General features: G+C 50.8%; 7 protein-coding genes. 2 read left to right on the plus strand and 5 right to left on the minus strand.

Annotated elements, in window-relative coordinates:
* Positions 1-121: 121 nt before the first annotated feature.
* The 5 genes from QQ91_RS02910 to QQ91_RS02930 are packed head-to-tail and all read right to left on the minus strand — an operon-like array spanning position 122 to position 2,709.
* On the minus strand, positions 122-415 hold the full coding sequence (locus QQ91_RS02910; RefSeq protein WP_166283903.1) for a nucleotidyltransferase family protein: 294 nt from the start codon (positions 413-415) through the stop codon (positions 122-124).
* The gene (locus QQ91_RS02915; protein WP_166283905.1) at positions 412-840 is read right to left on the minus strand and encodes a type II toxin-antitoxin system VapC family toxin; all 429 of its coding nucleotides are present in this window, start codon (positions 838-840) and stop codon (positions 412-414) included. The genes QQ91_RS02910 and QQ91_RS02915 overlap by 4 nt, the downstream gene beginning before the upstream one ends.
* The gene (locus QQ91_RS02920; protein WP_166283907.1) at positions 834-1,097 is read right to left on the minus strand and encodes a hypothetical protein; all 264 of its coding nucleotides are present in this window, start codon (positions 1,095-1,097) and stop codon (positions 834-836) included. Before QQ91_RS02920 ends, QQ91_RS02915 begins: the two co-directional genes overlap by 7 nt.
* 3 nt (positions 1,098-1,100) lie before the next feature.
* Positions 1,101-2,168 (minus strand): N-6 DNA methylase, encoded by a 1,068-nt coding sequence (locus QQ91_RS02925; protein WP_349306852.1) that lies wholly within the window; start codon positions 2,166-2,168, stop codon positions 1,101-1,103.
* Complete coding sequence (locus tag QQ91_RS02930; RefSeq protein WP_236096261.1) at positions 2,101-2,709, minus strand: type I restriction-modification system subunit M N-terminal domain-containing protein; 609 nt, start codon at positions 2,707-2,709, stop codon at positions 2,101-2,103. Before QQ91_RS02930 ends, QQ91_RS02925 begins: the two co-directional genes overlap by 68 nt.
* 199 nt (positions 2,710-2,908) lie before the next feature.
* Here QQ91_RS02930 and QQ91_RS02935 point away from each other — a divergent pair, with 199 nt between their 5' ends.
* Both QQ91_RS02935 and QQ91_RS02940 read left to right on the plus strand, forming a co-directional pair.
* Positions 2,909-6,316, plus strand: a complete 3,408-nt coding sequence (locus QQ91_RS02935; RefSeq protein ID WP_166283908.1) for a TM0106 family RecB-like putative nuclease — start codon at positions 2,909-2,911, stop codon at positions 6,314-6,316.
* A 54-nt stretch (positions 6,317-6,370) separates the two neighbouring features.
* Positions 6,371-6,775 (plus strand): hypothetical protein, encoded by a 405-nt coding sequence (locus QQ91_RS02940; protein ID WP_236096262.1) that lies wholly within the window; start codon positions 6,371-6,373, stop codon positions 6,773-6,775.
* The last annotated feature ends 132 nt before the right edge of the window (positions 6,776-6,907 follow it).

Below are 6,907 nucleotides of genomic sequence, written 5' to 3' on the forward strand. Positions count from 1 at the left end.
TGTTTCCGTCTCCATCTGCTGAGAAGAACACAGTTTGCAACGATCGCACTTTGGTGATGGGCTCAAAATCACGATCGTAGAATACAATCCCGAACATGAATCAAATACAGCCCACTATCTTTCATAAAAGTTTCGCCTCTGCCAAAACCCGATCCTTAATGTAATAGTGCAAAGATTTAGCAGGGACAACATCCACATTCCGCCCCAAAAAATCCTGTAAATCATGGATTAACCCCACCGGAAACCAAGGCGTGATTTTTGCCAAATCATAGTCAATCAAAAAATCAATATCGCTATCCGGCGTTTCCTCACCCCGCACCACAGAACCAAACACTCGCACATTGTAGGCTCCATGCTTCGCCGCAATTTCTAAAATCTGCGATCGTTTTTCCCGTAACGAGTCCATGACTGTCATCCATCCACCTCAAACCAATTCTCAAGCTTAAGCCCCTCAAATTCCAGAAAATCCGATGCATTCCGTGTGACTAGAACCAAATTTTGGCAGAAAGCAATACTGGCAATTTGTCCATCCACAAAAGCTGGAGTTTTGCCAATTTTAGTCAATCTCGCGCGTTCATCCGCGTGCCACCGAGCCGCCTTTAGGTCATAGGAGAAGACTGGCATTTTCAGTGGAATTTGCTCAATGTAATCCTCAAGAAACTGTCGCTTGGCAGATTCAGCAGGCAAACGCAAACACCCAAACTTCAACTCATGAATGACAGGGGATGCAGTGCACACTTCAGCCTGATAGCAGGCCATTTTTTCAACAATTGCCTCATTGGGCTGCTTTCGATTTATTTCCGAGATGATATTGGTATCAAGCAAATAAAGACTTAGCACAGATCAACCTCCCTCCCAGGACTTCGATCCCTTAAATCTGCAAAATCCTCATCCGTAAACTCAATTTCCTCGTGCTTCATACGTTCCCGAAACCGCAATGTCATTTCCCAAAAGGTTTCATCCGAGGGCTGATTGGAACTGATGCTAGCCTCCCCATGAACCGTTTGCCCCAATCGCTGTTCAAGTGTCTTCAACAGAACCGCTTGATCTTCTACAGATAAGGTATCTAAGGATTTGATAATGTCCTGTAACGTCATTGCCTAACCCTCCAAATCAAAACCCACCTTCGCTAACTGGATCTTAATCTCTTCATCCAGTTCCGCAGCCTCCTTCATCTGAGCCGCCAATTGAGCCGTTAACGCCCCCATCTTCTCCTCAAACGGAATGCCATCCTCCTCCTCATCAGGAATCCCCACATAGCGCCCAGGCGTCAACACAAAATTGTGTTTTTCAATATCCTCTAGCGTAGCCGACTTGCAAAATCCCTTGATATCTTCATAGTCCCCTCCATCTCGTTTCCACTCATGGTAGGTATCCGCAATCTTGCTAATATCCTCATCCGCAAACGCTCGATTGCGACGGTTGACCATATAGCCCAGCTCAGACGCATCAATAAAGAGCACTTCCCCCTGACGATCGCGGTTCTTATTGCCATTCTTGTACCGACTCAAAAACCACAAACAAGCCGGAATCCCCGTGTTGTAGAACAACTGCGTCGGCAACATCACAATGCAGTCCACCAAGTCTTGCTCCACCAACGCCTTGCGAATCTCACCTTCACCACTGGTATTTGACGAAAGAGACCCATTCGATAACACAAACCCCGCTGCCCCGGTCGGAGCCAAATGGTAAAGGAAATGCTGCACCCAGCCAAAATTTGCATTCCCCGTCGGGGGCACCCCATATTGCCAGCGGCCATCTTTCCTGAGCAGATCGCCCCCCCAATCACTGTCATTAAACGGAGGATTGGCGATCACAAAATCCGCCTTCAAATCCCGATGGGCATCGTTTAAAAACGACCCTTCAGGATTCCAGCGAATGTTTGACCCATCAATGCCGCGAATCGCAAGGTTCATTCGGCAAAGCTTGTAGGTCGTCTCATTGCTTTCCTGCCCGTAGATTGAAATATCGTCTAAGCGTCCCTGATGAGCTTCGACAAACTTCTCACTTTGGACAAACATCCCCCCCGACCCACAACAGGGGTCAAATACTCGTCCATGATAGGGTTCCAACATTTCAACCAAAACGCGGACCACACTTTCAGGGGTGTAGAATTGGCCCCCCCTTTTTTCCTTCCGCCAGCGCAAATTGACCCAAGAAATATTCATACACCTGGCCTAAAAGATCTTGCTGTCGATGGGCTTCCCCACCTTCGGCTTGACTGTCTTCTGCTTTCTCAGACTTGCCCTGAGCCAGATTCACACTCCCGATCATGTCAATCAGACCTCCTAAAGCCGTTGGATCAAGCTTCTGCTGACCAAACACCTTCGGCAAAATCCCCTTGAGCAATTTCGGATTCTCTCGCTCGATCGCCTCCATCGCCTCATCCACCCGCTGACCGATATCCGGCTGCTTCGCCTGAGCTTGCAAAGCTGACCACCGCGCCTCCGCAGGTACAAAAAACACATTCTCTGCCTTGTACTCATCGGGGTCTTCCGGATCGGCTCCCTCGTATTCTCCCTCCCCTGCCATCAATCGGTCGTGCAGGTCTTCAAAGGCATCGGAAATATATTTGAGGAAGATCAGCCCCAGAACAATATGCTTATATTCCGCTGCATCAATGTTTTTCCGTAACTTATCCGCTGCTTTCCAGAGCTTTTGCTCTAATGACTCATTATTTCGAGTTGTTGCTTTACGGACTTTTGGCATATCGCAGAAATTAAGGACGACTGTATTTACCCTAGGACTCGAAGGTTAGGATGAGCAATACTTACCAACAAACTGTATCATTTTCTCAGAATTCGCTGACTGGATTAGATTTGATGACCCAGGCTGAAATTTCTAGCTTATTTCGGGTAGTTTAATCCTAAATAATCTTATTTAATCCTTGAGTGGAGAAAATCCGTCCATGCAGCATAAGTCGAACCGTCTGGTCTATTCCCCCCACGACCTGATTCAGTTCGTCAATAGTGAGTTTGCCTGTTGGATGGATCGATTCAGCCTAGAAAACCCCAAGGCGGCCCCCAAGAAAGAGGCCCCGGACGAAATGCTTCAGTCCCTGTTGCAATTGGGCCGGGAGCACGAGCAAAATTTCCTTCAATCTCTTCTAGATCAAGGCATTGAGGTTTGCCGTATTGACCATCGCGGTGGCTTTAGCGCCACCCAATCGGCCATGCAGGCTGGTCGAGCCTGGATTTATCAAGCCGCCTTGGAAGCCGGTGATTTCCTTGGCTATGCTGATTTTCTCGTGCGGGTGGATGAACCTTCAGACCTGGGTGAATGGAGCTATCTCCCCCTAGAGTGCAAACTGGCCCTCCAGCCGAACCCAGATTTTGTCTTGCAATCCTGCTGCTACGTAGACTTGCTGGAGCACATTCAAGGCAAACGCCCGAGTGAATTTCGCCTGCTGCTGGGCGATGGCACCCAAACCTCCTTCCCCACCGAGCAGTATATTTACTACTTTTACCAAGTTCGCCAAGATTTTCTGACGAGGATGGCGGCCTTTGACCCCCAGCAGCGCCCCATTCCGGTCGTGGGCCATCATGGTTGCTGGCAGGCGATCGCCGACCAAATCCTGCAACAGTCGGATCACCTCTGCCAAGTGGCCAATATTACCCGGAGCCAGATCCGTCGCTTGGAAGCAGCTGGAATCACCACCGTGCAGCAGCTCGCAGAGGCGGATCCCCAAGCCCACATCCCCAAACTGGATCACGCCATTTATCAGCGCTTAGTGATCCAAGCAAAGTTGCAAAAACAGACCCTTTCCTCGGCCCAAGTCGCTTACTGTTTGCGTCCCACAGCTCCCTCCAATCCCCGCAAAGGTCTGGGTTTGCTTCCACCCGCAAGTTCATTGGATGTCTATTTCGATATGGAAGGTTATCCCCTCGTCAAAGGGGGATTGGAATACCTATTTGGGGCCGTGTTTGAGCACAAGGGCACCTTACTGTTCAAAGACTGGTGGGCGCATGATTCAGCCCTGGAAAAAGCCGCCTTTGCAGGATTTATCGACTGGATTTGTCAGCGCTGGCAGGATGACCCTGCCATGCATGTCTATCACTATGCCCCCTATGAAGTCACCGCCCTGAAGCGCCTGATGCAGCGCCATGCTACCCGAGAAACTCAGCTGGATGATTTACTCCGGGCTGGGGTCTTCATCGACCTCTACCAAATTGTGCGGCAAAGTTTGTGGGTAGGAACCAGTAGCTACTCCATCAAATACCTTGAACCCCTCTATGGCCGCAAGCGGGATGAATCGGTTAAAACTGCGGCTGATTCTGTGATTCAGTATTTTCAATGGTTACAACGGCAGGACGGCGACACCTACGAGACCTCTCAAATCCTGAAGGATATTCGGGACTATAACCAAGCCGATTGTGAATCCACCCGTGAATTGACCCAATGGTTGCGGCAATTGCAGCAGGAGTCCGGGATTGCCTATCACCCTAAACCCGTAGAGGACCCACAAGCTGAGTTGACCACCGACCCCCAAGACCCCGTGGCACAGCTGGCAGAACAGTTATTGACGGAAACTGAAGCGATCGCAGATGAAAGCAAAGCCCAAATCCAAACTTTGTTAGCCCACCTGCTGCAATTTCATCGTCGGGAAGCCAAGCCTTTTTGGTGGCAACGCTTTACCTGGTTGCAGGCCGAAGCCGCCGACCTGATGGACGAACCCGACTGTATTGCCGGACTGACCCGCACCCCAACCCCGCCCTACAGATTCAAGCCCAAAAGTCGCTCTTGGACCTACGACTACCAGTTCAATCCGAATCAGGATCTCCGCCTCCGACCGGGGAGTCTCTGCTGGTTTGCACCCGAGGAGGTGCAAAAATCCTGCAAGCTTGAGGGGTTGGATCCAGAGCAGGGCGTCGCTTCTATTTCAATTTCAGACAACCGCTTGGCCGACATCCGACAACACCATCCGGATTGGGAGCCTCCCCAGCACACCAGTCTGATGGATGCCAACTTTGTGCCCACAGAGGCCTTAGCCCAAGCCATTTTTGAGATTGTGCAGCAGTGGCATTCCTCAAGGAAGTTGCCCCCAGCACTTGAGGATCTCCTCCATCGCCGTCCCCCTCGATTTCGGCAGCCCGCTCACCCTGCCGGGATTCCCGACGGACAGGAGTTATTGACCCGCTGTATCCAGGCGATCGCCCACCTGGATCAGAGTTTGCTCTGTATCCAAGGCCCACCCGGCAGTGGCAAGACCTACACCGCTGCTCAGGTGATTGCCCATCTGGTCGCTCAGGGAAAGACGGTGGCGATTTCCGCCACCAGCCATCAGGCCATCGCCAATTTGATGTTGCGCGTTGCCCAAACCTGCCACGAGCAAGGGATCGCCAGGAAGGGACTCAAATATGGCGGGGAGAAAGACGATCGCCTGGTTGAGGCTGGACTCACCTGGAAATCCACCATGAAAGGCGTTCAGTTATCTGACTATTCCGTGTTTGGGGCCACTGCCTTTCAGCTCTGTAAGGCGGAGATGGCGGACCAATGGGACTATCTGTTTGTGGATGAGGCCGGGCAAATGTCCTTGGCCAATCTGGTGGCGAACGCTCGGTGCGCGTCGAACCTCGTGTTGATGGGCGACCCGATGCAGCTCGAACAACCCATTCAAGCCACGCATCCCGGAGACAGCGGCCAATCCGCCCTCGGCTATTACCTGCATGGGCAAGCCACCATTTCCCCAGACCAGGGCATGTTTCTGGACACCAGTTATCGGATGCACCCGTCTATCTGCCGGTTCATTTCTGAGGCGGTCTATGAAAATCGCCTGCGGCATCACCCCCAAACCAGAACCCATGGTCTCGCACTGGGCACAACCAAGGGGGTCCAGCAACCCCATGGCATTTGTTTTCTCCCCGTTCGTCATGAGGGGAATTCTCAGCACAGCCCTGAGGAAATTCAACAGATTGACCGCTTGGTTGAGGCGTTGACCGGTCAGCCCTTTGTGAGTCAGCGGGGCGACCGACGGGGGGACATTACGGCCCAGGATATTTTGGTGATTGCACCCTACAATCTTCAGGTTAGCCATCTCAAAGCTGCCTTGGGCGATCGCGCTCGGATCGGAACCGTGGATAAGTTTCAAGGTCAGGAGGCCCCGATCTTGATTCTGTCCATGTGCGCCAGCAGTAGCGAATGCGTTCCCAGAGGCTTAGATTTTCTCTTGAATCGCAATCGCTTAAATGTGGCGATCTCCAGGGCGCAATGTCTCTCAATTGTGGTGGGGAGCCCCACCCTCGCCTCCACCTATTGTCAAACGCTGTCCGACATTGAGCTAGTCAACACCTTTTGCAAGCTGATTCGCCAGGCGTAGGACAAATGAGTGGGGTTAGAGAGTGTAAATAACACGATTTCTTGATATAAAAGGATGAGCCGGTCTTTTTCAGGGTCATCCTTTTATATTCAAGAATTTTTATTTCTTAAGTGGGATTTTATCGTCATGACACTTGAATTACACAACTTCGTTTGGGAAGAAGAACGTCTGGTTCAGATTGAATCTCAGCCTCATCATATTGCTGGGGTTCTGGCAAGCATCAGAGAGACCCTTGAAGATTCAGACTGCGAATGGGAAGACGTCTATTCTGCTTACTTTGAATGTGAGGACGATGGAACCATTACCTTCTATGAAGCAGAAAGTGCGGAAGAAGGGAATCCCGGAATTTGGACGTATGTAGTTTACGATTGTGCCGAGGGGGAGGAAGAAGTCGTAACAAACTCAACCATTAGCATTACGGACCCCGTTCTAAAATTACAACAGCTCGCGGGGATTTAAGCGCATTCAGACATTGGAGGAACGAGAACTTTTGACCAGGGGCGTTCGTCTTCGAGAGACTGATCAGAATTTTGTGTAAGGGAAGTAGAATCCAGTTAACAAAGGAGATTCCCTTATGCCTCGTAAAAAACA

The organism is Lyngbya confervoides BDU141951 (assembly GCF_000817775.3).
GTDB lineage: Bacteria > Cyanobacteriota > Cyanobacteriia > Thermosynechococcales > Thermosynechococcaceae > Lyngbya > Lyngbya confervoides.